General features: G+C 52.1%; 17 protein-coding genes, 4 tRNA genes and 1 pseudogene. 10 read left to right on the top strand and 12 right to left on the bottom strand.

Features of this window, described 5'->3' with window-relative positions; genetic code table 11:
• Window positions 1–548 precede the first annotated feature (548 nt).
• Entirely contained in the window at window positions 549–1,832 is a 1,284-nt protein-coding gene (gene phaZ, locus ABWV47_RS17995; protein WP_353314400.1) for a polyhydroxyalkanoate depolymerase, read from the bottom strand.
• 109 nt (window positions 1,833–1,941) lie between these two features.
• On the opposite strand from phaZ, the gene ABWV47_RS17990 reads away from it, so the two are divergent.
• From ABWV47_RS17990 to ABWV47_RS17970, 5 genes are all read left to right on the top strand, one after another.
• Window positions 1,942–3,735, top strand: coding sequence for a PHA/PHB synthase family protein (locus tag ABWV47_RS17990; protein ID WP_353314398.1), 1,794 nt, complete (start codon window positions 1,942–1,944; stop codon window positions 3,733–3,735).
• Between the two features lie 148 nt (window positions 3,736–3,883).
• Window positions 3,884–4,330 (top strand): phasin family protein, encoded by a 447-nt coding sequence (locus ABWV47_RS17985; protein WP_353314396.1) that lies wholly within the window; start codon window positions 3,884–3,886, stop codon window positions 4,328–4,330.
• Window positions 4,331–4,463: 133 nt separating this feature from the next.
• Window positions 4,464–5,012 carry a polyhydroxyalkanoate synthesis repressor PhaR gene (phaR, locus tag ABWV47_RS17980; RefSeq protein ID WP_353314394.1) on the top strand — a complete coding sequence of 183 codons (549 nt, stop codon included), beginning with the start codon at window positions 4,464–4,466 and terminating at the stop codon, window positions 5,010–5,012.
• A gap of 161 nt (window positions 5,013–5,173) precedes the next feature.
• A complete protein-coding gene (locus ABWV47_RS17975; RefSeq protein ID WP_353314392.1) occupies window positions 5,174–5,635 on the top strand; it encodes an HU family DNA-binding protein in 462 nt (153 codons plus the stop codon).
• A 55-nt stretch (window positions 5,636–5,690) separates the two neighbouring features.
• Window positions 5,691–5,766: transfer RNA gene (locus ABWV47_RS17970), tRNA-Val, on the top strand.
• Window positions 5,767–5,918: 152 nt separating this feature from the next.
• Here ABWV47_RS17970 and ABWV47_RS17965 read toward each other — a convergent pair.
• The 6 genes and pseudogenes from ABWV47_RS17965 to ABWV47_RS17940 form a co-directional block, all read right to left on the bottom strand.
• Window positions 5,919–6,297: pseudogene (locus ABWV47_RS17965) on the bottom strand (IS3 family transposase); the annotation flags it as partial.
• A 250-nt stretch (window positions 6,298–6,547) separates the two neighbouring features.
• A complete protein-coding gene (locus ABWV47_RS17960; protein WP_353314390.1) occupies window positions 6,548–8,239 on the bottom strand; it encodes an amidohydrolase family protein in 1,692 nt (563 codons plus the stop codon).
• Between the two features lie 11 nt (window positions 8,240–8,250).
• Window positions 8,251–8,637, bottom strand: coding sequence for a hypothetical protein (locus tag ABWV47_RS17955; protein WP_353314388.1), 387 nt, complete (start codon window positions 8,635–8,637; stop codon window positions 8,251–8,253).
• Between the two features lie 68 nt (window positions 8,638–8,705).
• Window positions 8,706–9,572, bottom strand: a complete 867-nt coding sequence (locus tag ABWV47_RS17950) for a hypothetical protein (RefSeq protein WP_353314386.1) — start codon at window positions 9,570–9,572, stop codon at window positions 8,706–8,708.
• A 44-nt stretch (window positions 9,573–9,616) separates the two neighbouring features.
• Window positions 9,617–10,558 carry a carbohydrate porin gene (locus ABWV47_RS17945; RefSeq protein ID WP_353314384.1) on the bottom strand — a complete coding sequence of 314 codons (942 nt, stop codon included), beginning with the start codon at window positions 10,556–10,558 and terminating at the stop codon, window positions 9,617–9,619.
• A gap of 350 nt (window positions 10,559–10,908) precedes the next feature.
• On the bottom strand, window positions 10,909–12,258 hold the full coding sequence (locus ABWV47_RS17940) for a metal-dependent hydrolase family protein (protein WP_353314382.1): 1,350 nt from the start codon (window positions 12,256–12,258) through the stop codon (window positions 10,909–10,911).
• A 677-nt stretch (window positions 12,259–12,935) separates the two neighbouring features.
• Between ABWV47_RS17940 and ABWV47_RS17935 the strand changes: the two genes are divergently transcribed.
• The gene (locus ABWV47_RS17935) at window positions 12,936–13,874 is read left to right on the top strand and encodes an AraC family transcriptional regulator (protein WP_353314380.1); all 939 of its coding nucleotides are present in this window, start codon (window positions 12,936–12,938) and stop codon (window positions 13,872–13,874) included.
• Complete coding sequence (locus ABWV47_RS17930; RefSeq protein ID WP_353314378.1) at window positions 13,871–14,770, top strand: SMP-30/gluconolactonase/LRE family protein; 900 nt, start codon at window positions 13,871–13,873, stop codon at window positions 14,768–14,770. The genes ABWV47_RS17935 and ABWV47_RS17930 overlap by 4 nt, the downstream gene beginning before the upstream one ends.
• Window positions 14,771–14,915: 145 nt before the next feature.
• Here ABWV47_RS17930 and ABWV47_RS17925 read toward each other — a convergent pair whose 3' ends face one another.
• The 4 genes from ABWV47_RS17925 to ABWV47_RS17905 all read right to left on the bottom strand — a co-directional run bounded on the left by ABWV47_RS17925 (window position 14,916) and on the right by ABWV47_RS17905 (window position 19,040).
• Entirely contained in the window at window positions 14,916–15,311 is a 396-nt protein-coding gene (locus ABWV47_RS17925) for a potassium channel family protein (protein ID WP_353315219.1), read from the bottom strand.
• A gap of 603 nt (window positions 15,312–15,914) precedes the next feature.
• The gene (locus ABWV47_RS17915; protein ID WP_353314376.1) at window positions 15,915–17,042 is read right to left on the bottom strand and encodes a TauD/TfdA family dioxygenase; all 1,128 of its coding nucleotides are present in this window, start codon (window positions 17,040–17,042) and stop codon (window positions 15,915–15,917) included.
• Window positions 17,043–17,263: 221 nt separating this feature from the next.
• On the bottom strand, window positions 17,264–17,710 hold the full coding sequence (locus ABWV47_RS21065; protein ID WP_502959722.1) for a hypothetical protein: 447 nt from the start codon (window positions 17,708–17,710) through the stop codon (window positions 17,264–17,266).
• A 328-nt stretch (window positions 17,711–18,038) separates the two neighbouring features.
• Window positions 18,039–19,040: a GlxA family transcriptional regulator gene (locus ABWV47_RS17905; RefSeq protein ID WP_353314372.1), complete on the bottom strand. Its 1,002-nt coding sequence runs from the start codon at window positions 19,038–19,040 to the stop codon at window positions 18,039–18,041.
• A 113-nt stretch (window positions 19,041–19,153) separates the two neighbouring features.
• Here ABWV47_RS17905 and ABWV47_RS17900 point away from each other — a divergent pair.
• Window positions 19,154–19,229, top strand: a tRNA-Val gene (locus tag ABWV47_RS17900).
• Between the two features lie 459 nt (window positions 19,230–19,688).
• Here ABWV47_RS17900 and ABWV47_RS17895 read toward each other — a convergent pair.
• A complete protein-coding gene (locus tag ABWV47_RS17895; protein ID WP_353314370.1) occupies window positions 19,689–19,874 on the bottom strand; it encodes a hypothetical protein in 186 nt (61 codons plus the stop codon).
• Between the two features lie 224 nt (window positions 19,875–20,098).
• On the opposite strand from ABWV47_RS17895, the gene ABWV47_RS17890 reads away from it, so the two are divergent.
• Both ABWV47_RS17890 and ABWV47_RS17885 read left to right on the top strand, forming a co-directional pair.
• Window positions 20,099–20,175: transfer RNA gene (locus tag ABWV47_RS17890), tRNA-Asp, on the top strand.
• 65 nt (window positions 20,176–20,240) lie between these two features.
• Window positions 20,241–20,317 (top strand) — tRNA-Asp (locus tag ABWV47_RS17885).
• Window positions 20,318–20,325 lie beyond the last annotated feature (8 nt).

The following is a 20,325-nucleotide window of genomic DNA, read 5'->3' as shown; positions in this document are numbered from 1 at the left end:
TTGTTGCGGCGTTCAAATCGACCTAACCATCCTTAAGAGGATGGAATGTCGCAGTAGGCAAAGGACAACTGACAGGCGAGCACATGTCGTGTGCTACCTAAACCAACCCTTCAGAGGGGTGTTGTGGTGTTTGTCCCCGCGGCCTACGGCGTCACTATATGTAGTGTCATTCTCCGGCTGCTTACACAAATTGGCGTAAGGGTGCATATAGGGTCAACGTTTTTATTTACCAAAAATCAGGATTTTTCCTGTTGACCGAAAGCGCGCGAGAGGCGACTCGTTGAAGCCTTCTGATTCCTCCACAAGAGAAACGTCCTCGCCAGATTTCTGCCACAATTTATAAGACTTTGATCTATCTAAGTTTATTGCTTCAAGCCCCGAGAACACGCATGCTTATCCACAAAATGTAGTGTCGTGCTCCCTCTGCCTGTGGAAAATATTGCGTTGAGCGCCTGTGAACCATTTGCAACGGTCCGGTTTTCTTGAATCGTTAACAAAAAGGCCGCCCAAGGGCGGCCTGTTGCTGAGATTTTGTGCAGACTGAAGTGTCAGGCTGCCGTGTTTCTGTTGGCTGGTTTACGTGCCCTGGCGGTTTTTGGGGCCGCTGAGTTTGCATCAATGAAGTCCAGCACAAGGGGGCGGATGTTGTTGCGCCAGCTCTTGCCGGCAAAGATGCCATAGTGGCCAGCGCCTGGCTCTACATGGCTTGCTTTCTTGCTGTCAGGCAAGCCGGTGCAGAGATCGAGTGCGGCAATACATTGGCCGGGGGCGGTGATGTCGTCTTTGGCGCCTTCAACTGTTTTGACCGCGACGGTGGTGATCTTACCAATGTCGACTTTGCGCCCGGCAACGACAAATTCGTTAGCGGCGATTTCCCCGTTCTTGAAGATTCGCTCGACCGTCGACAGGTAGAATTCTGCGGTCATATCCATGACTGCGAGATATTCATCGTAGAATCGGTTGTGGGCATCGTGATCTGAGGCCTCGCCCCGTGTGACTCGCATGATCTGGTCGGAGAAGGCCTTTGAGTGGCGGTCTGCGTTCATCGACATAAAGGAGGACAGTTGCAGCAGGCCGGGATACACCATGCGCCCGACGCCTGGATATTTAAAACCGACGCGTTGGATCATGGTTTCCTCGAGTTGGCCCATGGTCACGCGATGGCCGAAGTCGGTGACTTCCGTCGCCGCAGCGTTTGGGTCAATAGGTCCACCAATCAAAGTCAGAGAGCGTGGCTGTGCCTTTGGGTCTTCTTCTGCAAGATAGGCTGTCGCAGCCAACGTCAGTGGGGCAGGTTGGCACACGGCAATGACGTGGGTGTCCGGGCCAAGCTCTTTCATAAAATCGACAAGGTATAGCGTATAGTCGTCGATATCGAATTTGCCTTCGCTTACCGGGATATCACGCGCGTTATGCCAGTCGGTAATATAGACTTCGCAATCTGCAATCAGGCTTTTCACTGTGGACCGCAGCAGCGTCGCGTAGTGGCCGGACATCGGTGCAACCAACAGAACCTTGCGCTTCATCGGTTTGCGACCGGAGACATCAAAGTGGATCAAATCGCCAAACGGGAGTTCGACAACTGTGTTGATGTTGACGATGTGATCTTTGCCGTCTTCGCAGGTGAAGCTGTCGATGCCCCAATCCGGTTTGACAACCATCCGCTGGAATGCACGTTCGGTGACTTCGCCCCAAGCAGCCATCCATTGCAAGGCAGGGTTAGGCACCATGGCCATGGCCGGATATGACGCCATGGCAGATGCAGTGGCCCCCAGCCATTGGTTGGTGTTGCGTACTGTATCCATCAAATCATACGTGGCCATGTATCGCATGGGGGTCTTCCTTACGTTGGGGTATCCACTTGGTTAGTTCCCCAGTAGTATTAACGTGGGGTCGAATTTTTATGCTGCGTGGCAGCAACGATAAAGCGAATAGGTTAATATGACAACAAATGAGACCGAATCCGGCGAAAAAATGGAACTCCTAAACGCCAATTTGGCCAAAGTTGAAGAGTTGTCACTGCGTCTTGCCGAAGTGATGGGGCATCATAAGCCATTGAGAAATGAGCTAAATGCCCCAGAGCCAGAGGTCTTTATGACGGCCGCCACTGCATATTGGCAGAATATGCTTAACGACCCGGGCAAAATGATCGAAAACCAACTCGATCTTTGGACGAAGTCGGTCAAGGGCTTCGTGGATGCCCAAAATTTGATCTTAAAGGGACAGTTTGCTGCACCGCAGGATGACACGCCAACCGACCGGCGATTCTCTCATCCGATGTGGAAAACCCATCCGTACTTTAATCTGGTCAAGCAGCAGTACATGCGCAACGCTGAGGCAATCCGAAAATCGGTTGGAGAGCTGGAAGGGCTCTCGGGTAAGGACAAGCAGCGCATCGAGTACTTTTCCAGCCAGATCATCGACATGATGGCTCCGACCAATTTTTTGGGGACAAACCCGGAAGTGCTTGAGAAGGCCGTCGCTACCGAAGGCCAAAGCCTGGTGGATGGGTTGGAAAACTTGATTGCAGACCTAGAGTCCAACAATGGGGAGCTTTTGGTCAAACTGGCAGATGAGAACGCCTTTGAAATTGGGCGAAACATCGCAACTGCGCCTGGTAAGGTTGTGTATCGCAACCGGATGTTTGAGTTGCTCCAGTTCGCGCCAACAACGGATACCGTGCACGAAATTCCGCTGGTGGTTTTTCCGCCCTGGATCAACAAGTATTATATTTTGGATCTTAAAGAGCAAAACAGCATGATCCGGTGGTGCGTGGCACAGGGGTATACTGTGTTTGTGGTCAGCTGGATCAACCCGGACCGCTCCTATTCTGACGTGGGAATGGAAGACTACATTACGGAAGGGTTTTTGGAGGCGATCGCCAAGGTCAAGTCGATCTGCGATCAGCCCAAGGTGAACGCTGTTGGATACTGCATCGCGGGCACGACGCTGCACCTGACTTTGTCGCTGATGAAACAGCATGGCGACACGTCTGTGAACTCCGCTACTTTCTTCACGACATTGACCGACTTTTCTGATCAAGGCGAATTCACACCGTTTTTGCAGGACGATTTTATCGACGGTATCGATGAGGAGGTTGAAGAAGAAGGAATTCTGCGCTCCTTCATCATGCAGCGTACGTTTAGCTTTCTGAGATCCAACGATTTGATTTATGGGCCCGCGATCAAAAGCTATATGATGGGAGAGGCGCCGCCAGCATTTGATTTGCTGTATTGGAACGGGGATGGGTCGGGTTTGCCGGGTAAGATGGCGCATCAGTATTTGCGGGAACTGTGCCAATCGAACAAATTTGTGGGCGACGGTGTCGAACTTTGTGGCAAGACGCTCAAGATCAGTGACGTTGATGTGCCCATTTGTGCAGTGACTTGTGAGACCGATCATATTGCACGCTGGCGGGATTGCTTCCATGGGTTTCAGCAAACCAAGAGCCGGTCCAAAACCTTTATCGTATCGCAATCCGGCCATATCGCGGGGATTGTGAACCCGCCTTCAAAAAAGAAGTATGGGCATTTCACAAATAAAAAACTCAAAGGTACCGCCGACGAATGGATGGAGGGGGCAACTTTCCATGAAGGGTCATGGTGGCCGCGCTGGGATACATGGCTGTCACAGAAATCCGGTAATCAAATACCAAAACGGACGCCTGGAACATCTGACTTCCCCGTCTTGGGCGATGCGCCCGGGACTTATGTACTGGAAAAAGCCACAAAATAACAAGTATTTGCAGGATTTATGCTGCGGTGCGGCAAAAAAAACTTGAAATGCCGCGCTGCAGCATTCATATTGTTTCCAGACACTAGAAACACAGCCCACAACACCTCCCGTATTTCAGCGGCTGTTATTTAAGCAAGGAACTGGAACAATGGCTAAAGCACCACAGGACGTGACAGCGATCTTCAAAGACGTAATGGGCGCATTCCCGGTAGACACGTCTGCATTTGAAGACGCGTTCAAAAACTCTGCAGCTCTGAATGAGAAATTGACAGCCGTTGCGCTGGGTGCAGCTGAGAAATCTTCTGAGATTTCCTCCAAATGGACCAAAGACACGTTGTCCAAGCTCAGCGACATGTCCAAGGCAAAAGAAGAGCCAGCTGACTATGCAAAAGCGATCACTGATTTTGCATCCGCTCAAGCAGAAGTTGCTGCTGAGAACATGGCGGCTTTCGCTGAAGTTGCCAAAAAGGTTCAGATGGAAACTGTCGAGCTGCTGATGTCTGCAGGCAAAGAGGCCACAGAAGAAGCAACAGCTGCTGTGAAGAAAGCCACCGAAGAGGTGACTTCTGCTGCCAAGAAAGCGACAGCCAAGTAAGAAACGTCGCAAGTCTGCTGCCTCCTTCCTCCCTGAGGCGCAGTTTGCGGGGGCGGGCCTTGTGCCCGCCCTTTCTTTTTGTGCTGCGGTCGCATAGGCTTCCCTGCAGCGCATAAATGTTGGGGAGATTCACGTGGCCGAAGATAAAAAACCACTGCTGATCAAACGCTACGCGAGCCGCAGGCTTTATAACACTGAAACCAGCGACTACGTGACGCTTGAAGACATCGCAGGTTTTATTCGGTCTGGACGGGAAGTTCAGATTGTAGATCTAAAAAGCGGAGATGACCTGACCCGTCAATATCTGCTTCAGATCATTGCAGAGCACGAAAGCCGTGGAGAGAATGTTCTGCCGGTTAATGTGCTCAATGATCTGGTCCGCGCTTACACCACCCAAGCTACATCGATGGTGCCACAGTTCTTGCAGACCTCCTTCGAAATGCTTCGTGAAAGCCAAGAGAAGGTGATGGAGAGCATGGGCGGCGGCATGAAAGTGCCGGGTCTTGAAGCGATGCAGGCGCAGCATGAGGCCTTTATGAAGGCGATGACCGGCGGAATGGCTTGGCCGGGCAGCTCAGGCCCCGCGCAGGACACTGAGAATTCAAGTGGCGAAGGTGAAGATCTGGACGACATCAAGAAGCAGCTCGCCGAGTTGCAAGACAAACTGTCCAAGTTGAAATAGGGCTGAGAGCCTCGGCTTTGACCAGGCATCACTTCAACCGCTGATATAGACAAATTGACCGCCAAAGCGCCCATATATTGTGCGGTTTGGCGGAAACACCTGTCTTTTTCTTTCTGCTCTTGCTAGACTTTTCGTGTCGAGCAGACCAGTGAGGTACAATCATGGCGAAAGCGGCAACATCCCGTGCCAAAGGCAAGACGACCACGAGTCGCGCCAAATCAACCAAGACAAGAGCAAGAAGCACTACGACGCGAAAGACCAGCGCCAATCTGCGTGAAAGCGCTGAGGCGGCCCAACCTTCAGAGGAGCTTACGGTGGTGACAGAGGCGACAACGGATGCGGACGATTCAGTGGAAACGCTGGATGTGGTCGACGATGCACTGCGCAAACGCGATTTGATCGAAGCTGTTGTTGCACGATCCGGTGTGAAAAAGCGGGACGCGAAGCCCGCAATCGAAGCGACCTTGGCTATTTTGGGGGAAACTTTGCAAGGTGGGCGCGGATTGAACATACCGGAATTTGGCAAGCTCAAGATACAAAACAGCAAGAAAGTGGAAGAGGCGAGCATCATTAATATGCGACTGCGGCGTAAAGCAAAGGTCGCCTCTGAAACTGAAGAATAAAGTCATAAAGTAGGACTTGCAGACAGTTGAGAGTGGCGCTAGAACGCGCGTCACCGGGTCGTTAGCTCAGTTGGTAGAGCGCTTCGTTTACACCGAAGATGTCGGGAGTTCGAGCCTCTCACGACCCACCATTCAATCAATGCATTTCCTTGTTTTTTACAATGCGTGCGTCAGTTCGTTGAACTTTAGCTCACACTCTTTGCGTTTCGGATTTGCTCTATGGCGCGAACTCATAAACTTGGTGGTTTCGCCGATACGTATATCACGCGAAATGGTCTTCGGATTGAGTGGAGCGAGAATGCCCAAGAACCTGACAAACCCTGCGCTCCCATACATTGAACTGCCTTGGAACGAGACCGATGCAAACGCGACGCGAACGGGGCTCATAAGTTTCCCCGAGCAACTTCCTTCAGGATCAATTTATCCAACGTCAGATCGGATACAGCCCTTCTCAGTGGCTCTTTTTCCTTATGCAGTCGCGTCAGTTCCTTCAAGTGATCTACGCCCATTCCACCACATTGCTTGCGCTGGCGATAATAGGTTTCTTCAAAAACGCCGATCTGTCTGATTGCATCCAAACGAGACACGCCGTGCCCTATAAGAACTTCATCCTGCCCTAACTTCGAGACAATCTCTTCCGGCTTTGGTTGCTTGTTTGCCACTCTCGGTTTCCCGTTTTTCTAAACATAGACGAGGACCAGTTCAGTTGGGGAGGCTCGGGGGAAAGCATCCGCGTTCCCAAAGCGAGGATTTCGCCTCCCCATCTCCGTTCTTAAATGCTGAACCAACGAACAGGTTTACGGGTCCTCCGTAAGGGCTGCTTCATTCGAAACAGCCCTTGTCCAAAGGCCTAAACCGCGCCGCTCCTTATGCGGCACAAAACCAGCATGACGTAGGTCGACATGAAGGGGGTCACTCTGAATTTGCAGAGCCGGCTTCAGCAAGACTGTCCGCTCCGGATTGATGCACAGAGAACGGTTGGATCGCGAAATTCTGCAACCACTCCTTAACGACAATAGGCTCAAATCGGCCACGATCTTCTACCGGAAAACGGATGGGTTGGCCGGCCCAGACTTTTTGGAACGCTCCGTCCTTGACCACCAGCTTTCCGTTAACGATGACGTAGGGAATTCCCGTCGTTGGATTGCCTTGTTGACCAGCTTTGTAAGTCGCATTGTCACGAACGCGCACGGGATCGAAGATTGTGATATCGGCCACCATACCCTCCTGCATACGTCCACGCACCTTCATGTCCTGCAGACCTGTATCGCCGAGGTGTTTCGCCGGCCAATACGACATTTGCGCAATAGTAAACATGAGTGGAACACCCTGTTCTCGTCCAAGCCGAAACACCGTCCCGCGGGTGCCAGCGGTTCGTGGATGGCCCTGATACTCAGACGGATCAAGATCCCAACTGTCCAGACCTTTGCCGGAGTAGATCGAGTCAGAAGCGACAATCATATGCGGCATCCGCAGCCAATAGGGCAGCCATATTTTACGAGAAGGACTGAATACAACAACGAGACGGCTGGGGTCAGAATCACGCGTTGCCTCATACTCCGACTGCGTCAGAAACTTGTCGGCGATCGGATCGTACATTGAGTCTTCGTAGGGAACTCCGAAGGTGGCATAGACTTCGGGCTGGAAGAAGTCAGAGGAGATTGACGTCGAAGCCGCAGTGTACGGATAGTACTCTGACCACACGTTGTACCCTTGTGATCTAGCAGCCTGCAGCTTTTCTTCGTTCTCCCACCATCCATAGTCATTGTTGTGCAACAGAGCAACTGGTGCATCAAGCGCCATAGCATTGGCCAAAATTTCATCAAAACCGAGTGGTGCTTCGGGGGTCACAGGGCTGCCATGAAAACGCACATGCGCCCCAAGGTAGCGTCCGTAAAAAGACCCAACTTCCTGTGTCTTGAACATTTCATATGTCGTAAGGCCATTGGCCATGTAACCCACAGTGGAGGCGATATTAAGGGCACCTTGGCGAAGCTCGTCATCAATAATGGACAAAACCTGATTTAGCTCGCCCAAATCGCTGCGTCCGTCCTGCCAACCGCAGAACCCATCCGCGCAGGCCTCGGCCCGCAGACCGCCAAGTATGAGCGGCGCATCATACCAGCCGTCAATATCGACCTCTGGGTCGTGCACCCGCAATCGAGCACCTTCTTGACTGACACCAGTACCATAGTTCAATGGCCAGGCGTCTGCTTTGGCGCTGTACCAGTCACCAACGTTTATAGCCCCGATCTCAAGATCCATACCGGTGGTAACACCGTCCAAAGCAGCAAGCTTCAATGAAAGACCGTCAAGTGCGTGAAAATGGAAGTCGATGAATCCTGGCGACACTACATGTCCCTGCGCAAAGATCGTCTCAGCGCCAGTGATTTCGTCTGCTGTGATGGTCTGGATAATGCCATCCGTGATACCGACGTTAAGGACCGCGTCCAGCATGGTCTCCGGATCCATCACGCGGCCATTGAGGATAACCAAATCAAAATCCTGCGCAAATACGGGTTGGCTGAAAACCAAACCAGCCGACAGGCCTAACGCGGAACACGCCGTGAATTGGTTTCTTATTCTCTTGAAAGACAGTGACATCTAAAATCCTTTCATTCTAAGGGCAGAGATCTTAATTGCAGTGCAAGCGGGTCAAAAGATCCGCGCTTTGGCGTGTTCATGCTTGCAAAGCTTGGAGCAACGAGGCGGCTTTCAAAGCGCTGGTGTGTGCCGCAGAACACTTGAGCGAGGCTGACACCGTTGCGAATGGGAGCACCGCCTTTTCCCAGCGTCGCGCCAATCGTGCTAAGGTCGAGCGCAGCCGAGCGCACAAGATCATCAAAAGCAGTGGTGCCGGTCCCTGCGTTGATGTTCTCGGCCTCCGTTTCTGGGGAAGCGTTAGAAATCAGGCCATTCAGATCGTTTGCGTTAATGGCCTGTGCGCCGGATAGCGTTGCAGACGCGGAAAATATCGTCGCCGTCAGTATGTGCCGTAGCATGGTGTTTCCAATACTTGTTTTCGTCAAAGCTTTTGACTGGTTCGGTGTCGCGCCAACTGCGACACGGCTCAAAAGTTCAAAACTTTGAAGCCGACTTCAAACGACCAGTCGAACGGGGCGTCCTTGCCAATTCCTACGCCGGGCTTGATAAAAACTTGGCTGTCCCCGCCGAAAAGCTTACCCGTCAACATTCCAAGGGTGACCTGCAGGCTTCCAAACGTGTCGCTGCTTTCCCAGTCATGGACAATGGCGGGGTCAAAGGTCATGAATAGTTTTCGATTGGGCAGCTTGGGCACATAGTAGAAATCCAGCGTAGTTGTGTTGAGTTTCTTTCCAGCACTATTGCCGCCCTCCAGACCGAAGGTCTGCACCCAGGCCGGGGCAAAAATTGCGCCATTGTCGAGGAACATCGCATAAAACAGCGAAGTCTCGAGCGCCATTTGACCATAGCCGGCACCATTGCTTGCCGTGTTTAGAAACAGCTCTGCGGTATAGGCAGCGCCTGCCTTTGGGGTCAGGTGAAAGACATTGAGAAACGTCAGGCTGACGTCACCGACGGCATTCTCTTCAAACAGGTTCAAGTTTTGACGGAGATTCGGGTTGTCCGCAAAAGGAACAGTCACCTTCAACGCCTTGGAGCCATCCCCGATGGGGTGTTGGTAGAAAAACTCCAGCAGTCCGTTATTTAGGCTCGGATTTATCTTGTTGTACGAATACTGCAGACCCATCTGTGTGGTTAACTTGGTGGGATTGGTCCCATTTTCTGCATCTGCCGAGTCGCTACGTTGTCGTTGAATATCATCAAGATTTGCACCTTCCTGAGCCGATGTCGGAACCGACAACAACAGGGCCACCGCACATACTGTTGCTGCGACGAATGAAACCCTTTTGGAGAATGCCAAAACACGGACTAATTGACTCTGTTTTTCAGTCATACTCTTTCCTCCAAAACTAACTACCTTCCGAACTCCGCACTGCTCTAAAAAGCGATACGCGCCCGTAAACCCAACAGAGCAATGGTGTCTTCGTTGGGATTGAATGCTGGATTATGAATAATCTGGAGGCTTGGGGTCAGCTCGATGCTCTCGGTCAGTTGCCACTTTTGAAAGAGCTCAACCGTAATTTGCTCATCCAGTCCTGAGCCAAACGTGTCTTCGTTTGGGCGGCTCCAGTTGACACCAACACCAAGTAAATTTCGACTTGGATCCTGCGTGTAGCCCAATCCAGCACTCAATGCGGCCTCATAGAGGCTACCTCCGCCGTCCGACCAACCGCCACGCAGGAACGGAAACCAATGATCGCCGACAATTTGGCTGACACTAAAGGCCACACCATGGCCTTTTGGCGTTCCGGCCTTTTTGCGTTCGTCAATTTGCCAGAATGTGATGTGCGCGTTGTTGACGAAGCGCGCTTTTTGACCCGTGGTCCAGCCGATTTCTGCCGATTTGAAGGTTTCACCCTCGCCAAAAAGTGTATCCCATCCAGCAAGTGGATCCGACGCATCCGCATTGGCATCAGCGATGCCCGCTGCAACATAGATATTGTCGTTCAAGAAATAGCCTGCCGCCAATCCAAGCGAACCATCCGGCAGCCCACCGATGGTGCCAGATCCGGTTTGAAATGCGAGATTGGAGAACCCACTCCATGGGCTCGCAAGGGCATAGACATCCACATAGTCAGTCACGTCCAGCCAGCCAGCGTAAGCAACGCCGCGACCCTGTGCGAAATTTTGCTCCCAGTATAGGTGGGTTGTGCGCCATCCTTGAGCGCTGAAGACTGAGCTTACCAGTCCCGCATAGCCGATCTCTCCGCCGAAGTCGGTTACAGCTACGTCCCCGTATCTGTGACGGTTCTCGAATTTGAAGACCAGGCTACCGCTGTTGGCGGAACCGCGGCCGGCCAGCTCCCATGAACCAAACATGCGAAGGGCGCCACTACCAGCTGAGTTTTCGCCAAGGCTTTCAGAAGCGGCATATGCCAGCGCATTGTAATCGAAACCGATATCCAGACCGATTCTTTCTTTTAGAGACGCCTTTCTCTCCGACCAAGACTTTTGAAGATCGACATCCAAAACATCGTTCTTTTCCTGTTCATCGGATGCAAGCAGAGATGGAGTGGACGCTGGCCCTGAAAGTGCCCCTCTAGCAGTTTCAGCTTGGAGCGAAACCGATAGGCCGAAAAACAAGGCCCAAGACGACAGCCCGATCTTAGCTGCACGGACGTAAGGTACGGTGCTTAGATATGTGGTAGGTCTTTGTTTTAAAATCATATTCACAACTCATCCTTGAAAATCTTGCCACCTTTCATGATCAAACTGATCCCACTCTCTGGTTCAGCCAAAAGCGAAATGTCTTCGAGCGGATTTCCGTTGAGCAAAAGGAGGTCGCCGTAAGCACCTTCCTTGATGACCCCAAGCGGTCCATCCAAGTAGGGGTGGCGTCGCCCAGACCGTTCAAAAAGCTCCGCATTCAAAGAGGTTGCCTGACGGAGAATATCGACTGGCTCGTAGTAGGCAGTACGCGCCACAAACTCCTGACTCTGGAACGGACCAAGGTCGATCGTTCCCAAAATATCGGTCCCAAAGGCCATTTTAAGACCAAGCGCTTTAGAGCGTTCGTATCCGTTGGTCGCTCCTGCCTGTGCCTCAAGGTATTTTGGAACGGAACTCCCAGTCATTCCCGCCTGTTCAGGCCCCACGCTGAAAGACAAAAACTGGGTGGAAAAAAAGATGTCGGCGTCTTTCATCATTTGCATCGTTTCTTCGGACGCAAAGAGGCCATGTTCGATTGATCGTACACCTGCTTTGATAGCGTTTTGTATCGCCATATCGGTATAGGCGTGGATCGTTGCATAGGTGCCCCAATTTTTGGCAGCCTGAACGATCGCGGAGAGCTCTTCCTGAGTGTATTCTGTGACATCTAGAGGGTCGTGTGCACCAGTAATTGAGCCAGAGCCCATGATCTTTATCTGGGTCGCGCCATATCTAAGTATTTCCCGGGCCGCTTTCTGCACCTCGGGCACACCGTCGGCAACAATCGTCCAACCCCGCAAATATGCGGGGTCTATCTGGTTGGTGAAATGCGGCGACAGATAATTCATCCTTGGATCGAAGTCACCATGGCCAGATGTCTGAGAAATGAAGAACCCTGACGGAAGTATTCGGGGACCCGGTACAACGCCACTGTCAATTGCCTGTTTGAGCCCGAAGGACGGGCCGCCCATGTCACGTACGGTTGTGAAACCGCGCATCAACATGCGCTCTGCGCTTTGAGCCGCCATGGCCCCCGTGTATTCTTGCGGGGACGCGTAAATCAAATTTTCAATGGTATCGTTCCACATGATGTGGACATGTGCGTCGCTCATTCCGGGCGTTAGTGTTCGCCCGTCGGCATCGACCACGGTGGCATCAGCGTCCGACAATGCCTCGCCCACCTCAGCGATCATCCCATCGCGCACCAAAACGTCGAGCCCGGTCATCAACTCTTCTGATGTTCCGTCAAAGATTTTTGCACCGCGGATAAGCCTGGCTTTGGTTGAAGGGACCTGCGCGCGTCCGGCATTTGGAAACACAGATGCTGCGGCACCCCCGGCAACGAAGGCTCTGCGATTGAGTTTCAACATCAACCATCTCCTGAAAAAATTTGCATCAATTAGAAAACGATAACCGGCAACCACGCATTTGGGGCCATATTTCGAGGCCCAAATCTTTCACCTCGCCATCCGATATGAAAACTTCATGTGTCGCACGTCTAAGTTACGCGAGTGCAATTCGCAGTGTCCGAGGGACTGAAAGGCCCATTGTGCCAAGTAGGTGCACCAACAAGGCGTTGCAGTGCGGACTTCGGCAATGCAACCAATATTGAACGCGGAGCTGGAACTCAGGTGAAACTCGTTTTGATGTCAATCCCGCAACAACATGACGTCTTGTCACTAAGCCGAATTTTGAGCACCAGCTGCTGAAACGACCAACCGCACAGAATAGTCATCTGCGCCGTTTCGAAGCCGGCAGCAGCTCAATTACGGAGGTCAAGTAAGAGGATCCTCTGCTCATCAAATCAACCTGCACGAGATTTTCACACGATTTTTTGTCGTGACAGACATCAAGGCATGCTCCATTGTTAGTAAGCGCAATTTTTTTCGCCATTTGCGCAACTATATTGCGCAAAATCTTCGGCTTGTTGTTGATTTCTGTAAAGATTGGTTTTTGATCTGCTGTGATAAGTGATTTCGATACACAATCTGGTTTGTTTGCCCCTTCGGATCTCGGAAGGACATTGGGCCTGCGCGCAATTTCATCTATGCGCGAGCAAAACATCGGGCTGCCGGTTGTCGAAGGCGGTATCGTGTTTTTGGGTAATCGCCGCCCAACGATGCGCGCTTTCAAGATGGCAGGACGAAATTGCGTGATCACGCGCATGCATGTGCCACAAGCTTATACCGCCTACAATGTTCCGGATCCAAATTGGATCACCCTGCATATCCCTCTTACATGGAGCGGGGACTATGTTTTTGATGGATACCAGGTCAGCGAGGGCGATGCCTTTCTCGCAGACTGTTTGAACGGCTACTCGACAGCGGGCGAGAACCGTGACGCCATCACTTTGGGAGCAACACGCGAAGCAATTGAATCTGCAATGCGATCCATGAATGGCGGGTGTGATAGCTCTTTCGAATTTGGCGCATCTATTATTCAGCCGAGCACCGTCCTGTTGCAAGCCGTTGCGGGGCAGATCCACGCCGCGATGGAGGTGGAGCGTTCACTAGGGGCTCGCCAAGAATTACATTTTATGCCTGAAGTTGCTGAGCGCGACTTCATAGATGTTTTGGCTATGGAATTCCGTTCGGCCGAAAGTGCGAACGCAGTAACAAGAGGACTAAACCGTCGCGCCGTAGATGTGGTTGCCGAGGCACGGCAGCTTACACTCGCGCACTCTAGTTCTGTACCCAGTCTTTCAGAAATCTGCGCGATAACGCGCGTCGGTCAAACCCGTCTCTTTGAGTGTTTTCAAGAGGTTCACGGCTTGGCGCCGTACAAGTGCCTTATGGCATTCAGGCTGAGTGCCGCACACGAAAGATTAACCGACAAAGACAATCCGCCACACTCGGTGAAGCAAGTCGCACTGGACTCGGGTTTCACCAAATCGGGGCGTTTTGCGGAGTGTTTTCTCAGACAGTTCGGTGAACTCCCATCTGAGGTTCTTAATCAAACCCAAAACGAGGCGTTGATGAACACATGACAAACGAGACAACAGTTATTTGCGAGGGCTTAGTTTGGCCTGAAAGCCCGCGCTGGCATGCTGGAGAGCTTTGGATAACGGAGGCCTTTGCAGAAAAGTCTGGAGTTAGGTCTGTCTCTCTAGATGGTACGCAAACATTACATATCCCGGTCTCCGGTGGACCTGCTGGAATGGATTTTCTGTCCGATGGTACGGCGGTGTTAGCTGCTGCGTTCGATCGAAAAATCCTCAAGCGCGGCCCTGAAGACGAAGCGTTCTCAACCTTCCTTGATCTTGACGGCATTGCAGCTTACCCCAATGAATTGATTGTTGGGCCAGGCGACCGAATTTTCATCGCAGACAGCGGCTTTCAGGTCGGTGTCGATCCTTACCAGTCAGGGCGACTTATTGTTGTGGAAACCGACGGAACCGCAAGTGTTCTCTGCGACGAGCTGCCCTTTCCAAACGGCCTTGCTATCACGCCCGACGGGCGAACCCTGACCATGGCAGAGTCATTCGCAGGCCGCCTGTCGCAATTGAAATTTGGCTCAGAGAACAATCTCTTGGAACACTATGTACACGTCGCCTTTGATACCCTCGGCGTGATTGAAGACTTCGAAGCAACCTTCACACGCAAGTCCGCTCCAGACGGAATATGTCTAGACGAAGCTGGTAACATATGGGTTGCTAACCCGCTTGAAGCCAAAGTCCGATGTATTTCTGCTACGGGTAAGCAGGTTGATGAGGTTGTTATCTCTCAAGGTGGAATTGCATGTATGCTCGGTGGCCAAAATGGCACAACCCTCTTTGTTTGCACGGGTGATCCACTCGCGATGGCGCAACAAAACGGCCGAATAGAGATAGCAGAAGTCGATGTTCGCGGCGCGGGTTATCCACGATCCGTCATCCCCCAATAGCATCTTATGTCATTGGTCTGGACCAGACTGCATGAGCCAACGAGATATATTCCCTTAATACGTAGATTGCTCTCTTCTTAACTCGGCGTGGCAAAATGAAAGAGGCTCATCGCCTCTGTTGCCGCGAAGTAGGGACAGATCAATATCACTCAGTGTCTGAGCGAGGCGAGTGTGCTGGCTCCGAAGTCTCTGTGCTGGCGGCCTTATCCTTTAGAACTCTCTCATTCTCAACATGGGTTAGAGCCCGAGCAAATTGTGTAAACAACAAAACGAAAACTCCCACTCCGACAAAGATGTAAACGACGGTAAAAATCTTCCCCAGATCAGTCTGCGGCGACAGGTCGCCCAGACCTACCGTGGATACTGTGGTGGCGCTGAAATAGAGTGAGTCCGTCCAACTCCAGCCTTCTACGCTGCGATAAAACACGGTGCCCGAAAAAAGAATCAATGATGCGAGCACAAATCCAGCTCGAAAATCGGGAATGCTCCAAGAGCGTCCAATTGCCTTAAGTAGGCGAAGTAAATTCAGGCCAAGCGACATCATGAACAAGGGTGCTCCCACCAAACCAAGTGTCCTACAAAGCCAATTGATGCACGAGATTTCAGGCGCAAGCAATGACGGTATATTGGGGGAATGTCAGGGGCGGGTCCGGGCCTGTGGCACTTTCGACAGAACAGGAGACCGCGGAACGCCGGGTCAAAGCCAAACTTTGGAAGGACAGAGCGGAGGCAACGCACAGCAATGAAACAAGGGCAATGGAGCTTGTGCACAACCAACTTGCCAGGTGCCGAAATATACGTGTGCTGGCCTAAAGTGAGGCAACCATTTCGGACAGGTTTGCAGCGTTGCTATGGTGCATCCTGTTTATGCTTCTGCCGACTTTTGTATCTGCGCTTGTGCGACGAACATCGACAATGCCAGCGTCCAGTCGTAACCGAGGCGTGTTTTCTTTACACCGAAGATGGCGGGAGTTCGAGCCTCTCACGACCCACCATTCTCTAGATTTGTATGATGTATTTACAGGCTTGACCCTGTCGACGCTTCATTTGGAAGGCTTCCTCTAAGTCGAGGATAATATTGAAGTTCTAGGCACCACAATTGTGGTGTAAACAAAGCGACACTCAAAGGAGTGCCGCTTTGTTTTTAGCGTGACAACACGCGGAGACGGCTTTCGAATTCGCCCCGGTCAACGTAGCAACCGTGCAAGTGGCGCCGACCGGTGTTGGGGTCAAATGCAGACCGACCATGCAGAACCCGACGGTTGTCAAAGACCACCATCTCGCCTGCTTTTAGTTTCAAGCGCAGGATGTAGTGGGGGTCTCGCGTCATGGCCATGAACGTCTGGTAGGCACGGTAGTACCGCGGCATGTCCTGCGGAGCGATGTCCAAGAAGTCTGCCAAATGTGCGTTAAAGCAGATTTCGATGACGTCGCCATTGTCATTGCAAGTAATCACGCGTTTGCGGCACCTGATGTCGGTCTCTTTATCATGAAACCGAAAGGGGATGCTGATGTCGCAAAGCGCGGCGAATGCATCGGGATCGTTGCGTTTGAGATCTTCGGCAACTGCATATCCATCACAAAAGAGCGACTCGCCGCCTTCAGCCTCATTGGCGAGGCAATGTAGAAACTGAAAGCCCGGCGGCAACTCTTGGTTGGTGAGGTCAGTGTGCAAAGGGAGGGCGACCGGCGTGTAGGCGAGATTGTTCGGATTTGGTTTGGAAACGACTTCAAAGGTCACCCCGAAGTTGGTTTCCCGCAGAAACCCAATGCGGCGGGCAACATCCATACCCGCATCGGTTGTGTCCGCCAAATGATCAACGATGCTCAGTCCATATTTTCGAGTTAATACAAGCCAGTCTTTCAATGCACCATCATCGTTGATCACGATGTCCGCGTTTGTGCGTGGAATACCCGCGGGAGATAGGTCTGTGCGCCATGTTGTAAAACCGGTATCTGCTGCGTCAGCAGACGAGTGGCCAGGGCGGTGCGCCAAGAGCCAATCCAGATCAAACACGCTTAGATCATCACCTTCGTCCCAATAGACTTCGAGTTGGTTTTCGACCTGCTTTGCAGCGCTTGCGGTGATGTTGAGCGAAATTGTGGTGAGGTCTGTCATCCGTTCCTGCGTTTGAGGGTGGAAGCCAGTTGGATCGTTTTCACGTAGCCAAACAAATGGAAAGTCGCCGGCTGTTTCGGCGTTCCAAGTGATGCGCACGTGTGTCTCGGCCAGTTCGATGCGAACGGGTGGGGAGGCATTTTGAATGGTCATAGTGATCTCTTTTTCCGAGTTGAAAGTATTGAGTGCTCAGAAAGAGAGGGGGGTGGCCACCAGTTAAGCCCCTTGCCAGATGTGTTGTAGATTGTGTGGGGGCGGCAAGTTGCAATTCGGCGCAATTTCATCATTTGCTTTCTCTTGTGTAGCCTTTATGTGGAAAGGGTCGAAAAGATTTTAGGCGGGTTTGGTTATTCCCGTCCCCGCGTGAGCGGGATTTAAGCACGTCCAAGCGGCGTGATCCCGCGACACCACCCTTGCAACAGGATGGTGTCATATTGCGCAGGGAGCGCATCAAGACTCCATCCGTCATTGAAAGAAATACTGATGGAAAAGAAGACAATGTTTCTAACCCAAGTCATCATGACATTTTTGATGGCCACTGGCATGTCAGGGATTATGTCCTTGATAGCCCTTGGGCCGACCTCCCTTTGGCTTTCGGTCTGGCCGAAAACAGCTCTGATCGCCTTTCCGATCGCATTCGTGATGGGAGCTATCGCCTTCCCGCTGTCTGCACGGATCGCAGGTCTCCTGATGAAGCCCCGATCGGAGGCGTCCAGCGGCTGATACGGGAAAGCTAAGGCCGGCATCACCTCGGCATTTTCCGCAAAACGAGATACAAGATGAAAACGCCTTCGCAGATATCTGCGAAGGTGTTTATTCATCTGAATGCCAAACGCACACGTCCACGTGTTCGGTTACTCCAACACTTTTGGTAAGGGGCTTGGCCGCCAGCCTTATGCCTTTTTGTATGGGGGGCCTGGTCTGCGCCCAATCGTTGCTGGAGATTTGAAGTCCTGCTGCATGGCTGGGGTTCAAATGGTGTGGTGATTGTCGAACTTTGATCGAAATTTGTTGGCTGGCTTTTTAGGTAAGTCAAACGAATGTTGTCTTAGTACAAATGACCGCTCCGTAGATCGCTGTATTGTTCAGCGGATGCTAAGGCACAACGACATGTGAGTTGATCTTGAGACAAACTTTAGGTGTCCTGCATCAACCGTGGCCGGCAGAAAATCGATGGGGAGATATGCCATAAGCCTCACGGAACCGCTTTGAGAAGTTTCCAGCTGATTCATATCCGCATGCGGTCGCCACATCGACAACAGCCATATCGGTTTCGGCAAGAAGAATGCGGGCTTTTTGCAAGCGGAGTTCTTGCAGGTATTTTTTGGGTGTCACATTGAGATGTGTTTTAAAGAGCCGTTCCATCTGACGGCGCGATACGCCTAAGTTTTTGGTCAACGTGTCAAGGTTCACGGTTTCCTCTAAGTGGTCTTCAAAGTAGGAAATGATGCGTACCAGTTTGTCGCTGCGATTGCCGATCACCGCAGCCGTGGAGCTTTGTTGGCGGTCGTTTTCTGATCTTTGAACGGTGTGCAGGCACATATTAAGCACCGCGCGGGCCAGTTGGGCTCCATGACGCTCGTAGATCAATTTCAAAAACAGATCCATTGGCGCGACACCACCACCGCAGGTCATGATCCGCCCATCGATGGCGTATAATTGCTCCAGAGGAGAGAGATGCGGAAAGTGTTCGCGAAACGGCGGGATATTTTCCCAGTGTAGCGTGAAATCTTTGCCTTCAAGGATCCCAGCCTTGGCAAGTGTGTAGGCGCCCGAACAGAGTCCTCCCACACGGCGTCCTGTTCGCCATTGATGGCGAACCCAATCCGCCATCTTCTGGCTGGCGGCATGCTCGGGCTCAACGCCTGAACACACAAAAATCGCGGCATTCGGGGGGGGGGCGCCCAAAGCACTGTCGATGCCTATTTCGATTCCATTTGAGCAGCGCACATTCTCGCCGGTCTCAGACATTGTGGTCCAAGAATAAAGGCTTTGGCCGGTCAGTTGGTTGGCGATCCGCAGCGTTTCGATGGCGGAAGTAAAGGCCAACATCGACAGGTTTGGTTGCAGGGCAAAAACAATAGGGTCTGCAGTGCCTACGGTGTCGACGGAGACATGAGCGACGCCTTTGGGAATAATGGGCTCAGGCATTTGGGTTCCTAGCGGAAATTTCACGCCAATTTACGAGAGTTTGAGGGGGAAGCAAGAAAAGTTCAAAATTGGGGTTGCATGCCCTCGTCGTAGGGGCTAAATCCCCGCTCACCGGGTCGTTAGCTCAGTTGGTAGAGCGCTTCGTTTACACCGAAGATGTCGGGAGTTCGAGCCTCTCACGACCCACCATTCTTCCTTAAGTCCTCGGTGAAAACCATCAAAGATGGGTTGTCGTTCTTTATGCGATGCGCGTCGCGAGCTCAGCGGCGGCAGAGATCATGCCTTGGCGATCCCGATTTGTATTGATGATTTCCAGTTCGGTGCCAAAGTCATCGACTGCTGCTTGCATTGTGCGCTCACAGCGCCCCAGAACCCAGTTTGTCTACCGGGGTTGATATAGGAAACAGTCATTGCTGTGGCCGGGGACACGGTTGGGAGGATAACTCCAGCAACCGACAGGTTTTTGCACAAAAAGTGCATTTGACCTCCATTCACGATGTGAAATGTGTGAACGTGTTGCCGGCCCTTTGTTCATAGATTCATGTGCTTCTAAAGCGGAGGAGGGGGAGCCGCAGAAGGGTCTGTCTTTGGTAAACAAAAACGGCGGCCCCTTTATGGACCGCCGTCAAAGAACCTGTGTAGGTTCGCTTAGCTTGCTGGTGCGCAGACCAGAGCGCCGGAATCAGTGGTCATCAGATCATAGCCTGCGGAACAGCTTGCAGTGCCAGCTTTGTCAAAGGTGGGCTGAGCATAAACTGGAGTTGGCTCTTCCTGTTGGGAGCAAGCAGCCAATGTCAGGCCAGCAACACACAGGGCAGCGTAAAGAGGTTTCATATGGGTTATTCCTTCAAATACAATTGAATCAGGTGGAGCCATCTAATCACAAAATTGTATTTGCGCAAAGTAAAGTAACCTTAGCTTTCTACGGGGAAAAATGGGGTGGGCGGATCAGTGCGAAAATTCTTTGAATTTGGTGCGGATATCCGCTTGACGTGCCAAAGCACTCAGCATAAACCACGCCACACGCTGAACGGCACATGTCAGTCAGCAGGTAGTGAGCGGTTGTAGCTCAGTTGGTTAGAGTACCGGCCTGTCACGCCGGGGGTCGCGGGTTCGAGCCCCGTCAACCGCGCCACCACTACCAGTCCAGTCCAGGGCGCCCAATGGGTACCGGACATGCCGAAAGGCGAAGTTAGATGCGCGGTTGTAGCTCAGCTGGTTAGAGTACCGGCCTGTCACGCCGGGGGTCGCGGGTTCGAGCCCCGTCAACCGCGCCACTTCTTCC

The sequence above is a fragment of the Shimia sp. NS0008-38b genome, from assembly GCF_040370365.1.
GTDB lineage: Bacteria > Pseudomonadota > Alphaproteobacteria > Rhodobacterales > Rhodobacteraceae > Shimia.
This window is presented reverse-complemented; position numbering and strand designations above follow the sequence as displayed.

What these genes read in the sequence shown, in the direction of transcription:
- ABWV47_RS17985 (WP_353314396.1), top strand. Translation starts at nt 3,884, where the DNA reads ATGGCTAAAGCACCACAGGACGTGACAGCGATCTTCAAAGACGTAATG.
- ABWV47_RS21065 (WP_502959722.1), bottom strand. Translation starts at nt 17,710, where the DNA reads ATGAATAAACACCTTCGCAGATATCTGCGAAGGCGTTTTCATCTTGTA.
- ABWV47_RS17945 (WP_353314384.1), bottom strand. Translation starts at nt 10,558, where the DNA reads ATGTTTGGTTCATGGGAGCTGGCCGGCCGCGGTTCCGCCAACAGCGGT.
- ABWV47_RS17935 (WP_353314380.1), top strand. Translation starts at nt 12,936, where the DNA reads ATGCGCGAGCAAAACATCGGGCTGCCGGTTGTCGAAGGCGGTATCGTG.
- ABWV47_RS17915 (WP_353314376.1), bottom strand. Translation starts at nt 17,042, where the DNA reads ATGACCATTCAAAATGCCTCCCCACCCGTTCGCATCGAACTGGCCGAG.
- ABWV47_RS17960 (WP_353314390.1), bottom strand. Translation starts at nt 8,239, where the DNA reads ATGTCACTGTCTTTCAAGAGAATAAGAAACCAATTCACGGCGTGTTCC.
- ABWV47_RS17955 (WP_353314388.1), bottom strand. Translation starts at nt 8,637, where the DNA reads ATGCTACGGCACATACTGACGGCGACGATATTTTCCGCGTCTGCAACG.
- ABWV47_RS17905 (WP_353314372.1), bottom strand. Translation starts at nt 19,040, where the DNA reads ATGCCTGAGCCCATTATTCCCAAAGGCGTCGCTCATGTCTCCGTCGAC.
- ABWV47_RS17940 (WP_353314382.1), bottom strand. Translation starts at nt 12,258, where the DNA reads ATGTTGAAACTCAATCGCAGAGCCTTCGTTGCCGGGGGTGCCGCAGCA.
- ABWV47_RS17930 (WP_353314378.1), top strand. Translation starts at nt 13,871, where the DNA reads ATGACAAACGAGACAACAGTTATTTGCGAGGGCTTAGTTTGGCCTGAA.
- ABWV47_RS17925 (WP_353315219.1), bottom strand. Translation starts at nt 15,311, where the DNA reads ATGTCGCTTGGCCTGAATTTACTTCGCCTACTTAAGGCAATTGGACGC.
- phaZ (WP_353314400.1), bottom strand. Translation starts at nt 1,832, where the DNA reads ATGCGATACATGGCCACGTATGATTTGATGGATACAGTACGCAACACC.
- ABWV47_RS17990 (WP_353314398.1), top strand. Translation starts at nt 1,942, where the DNA reads ATGACAACAAATGAGACCGAATCCGGCGAAAAAATGGAACTCCTAAAC.
- ABWV47_RS17895 (WP_353314370.1), bottom strand. Translation starts at nt 19,874, where the DNA reads ATGAAACCTCTTTACGCTGCCCTGTGTGTTGCTGGCCTGACATTGGCT.
- ABWV47_RS17975 (WP_353314392.1), top strand. Translation starts at nt 5,174, where the DNA reads ATGGCGAAAGCGGCAACATCCCGTGCCAAAGGCAAGACGACCACGAGT.
- ABWV47_RS17950 (WP_353314386.1), bottom strand. Translation starts at nt 9,572, where the DNA reads ATGACTGAAAAACAGAGTCAATTAGTCCGTGTTTTGGCATTCTCCAAA.